Source organism: Thermococcus sp., assembly GCF_027063845.1.
Classification (GTDB): Archaea; Methanobacteriota_B; Thermococci; order Thermococcales; family Thermococcaceae; genus Thermococcus.
The window spans coordinates 1-1,338 of the sequence record NZ_JAMOQU010000045.1; the positions used below are offsets into that span (position 1 = coordinate 1).

Annotated in this window: 2 protein-coding genes; both read left to right on the plus strand. The window is 58.4% G+C overall.

The annotated features are described in order from the left end of the window. Nucleotides 1-1,064 (plus strand): 2-oxoacid:acceptor oxidoreductase subunit alpha (locus MVO87_RS03390; RefSeq protein WP_297552188.1); only part of this gene is annotated, 1,064 nt, incomplete at its 5' end. Then, on the plus strand, nt 1,064-1,338 hold a 275-nt coding region (locus MVO87_RS03395; RefSeq protein ID WP_524540269.1), incomplete at its 3' end, for a thiamine pyrophosphate-dependent enzyme. The genes MVO87_RS03390 and MVO87_RS03395, both read left to right, overlap by 1 nt.

Genomic DNA, 1,338 nt, shown 5'->3' on the forward strand with positions numbered 1-1,338 from the left:
GGTTCTACGCAGGCTACCCGATAACGCCCGCCAGCGAGATATTCGAGGCGATGGCCCTGTACATGCCCCTCGTTGACGGTGTGAGCATACAGATGGAGGACGAGATAGCGAGCATAGCGGCGATAATAGGCGCCTCCTGGGCTGGGGCGAAGGCGATGACGGCGACGAGCGGGCCTGGCTTCTCGCTGATGCAGGAGAACCTCGGCTATGCTGTAATGACCGAGACGCCGATAGTCGTCGTCAACATGATGCGCGGTGGTCCATCAACGGGCCAGCCAACGTTCCCGGCCCAGGGAGACATAATGCAGGCCATCTGGGGCACTCACGGAGACCACATGCTCATCGTTTTAAGTCCCTCAACCGTTCAGGAAGCCTTTGACTTCACTATTAGGGCCTTCAACCTGGCCGAGAAGTACAGGACTCCCGTCGTAATCCTTGGAGACGCCGAGCTTGCCCACATGCGCGAGCGCGTTTACATTCCTGAGCCTGAGGAGATTGAGGTAGTCGAGAGAAAGCTTCCAGCCAGCGAGGAAGAGGCTAAGCTTCCCTTCGGCGACCCGCACGGAGACGGCGTCCCACCGATGCCGATATTCGGGAGGGGCTACCGCACCTACGTGACAGGTTTGACCCATGACGAGTACGGCCACCCGAGGACCGTTGAGCCCGAGGTTCATGAAAGGCTCATCAGGAGGATTTACCGCAAGATACTCGACCACAAGGACGAGATAATCAGCAGGGAGGAGTTCATGCTCGAAGACGCAGAGGTGGCGATAGTCACGACCGGAATAGTTTCGCGCTCCGCGGTGAGGGCCGTCAAGATACTCCGCGAGAAGGGGGTTAAGGCGGGCCTGCTGAAGCTCAACACGGTGTGGCCCTTCGACTTCGACTACATCGAGGAGCTGGCAGAGCGCGTGCGGAAGATATACGTGCCGGAGATGAATCTCGGACAGCTCTACCACCTCGTTAAGGAAGGCACCAACGGAAAGGCGGAGGTCGAGCTCATAGCCAAGATAGGCGGCGAGGTGCACACGCCGATGGAGATAGTCGAAAGGGTGGTGGGATGATGTACCTGAAGTCCGCTTACGAAATCCGCGACAAGTACCTGAGGAAGGACATGCTACCGACGATATTCTGCCCGGGCTGTGGAATCGGTAGCGTTCTCCAGTTCACCCTCCGCGCGATAGACGACTTAAAGCTGAACCAGGACGAGATAGTCTGGGTGAGCGGAATAGGCTGTTCCTCCCGCGTTCCAGGCTTCGTCAACTTTGACGGCCTACACACGACCCACGGAAGGGCCCTTGCTTTCGCCACGGGAATCAAGCTCGCCAATCCGAACCT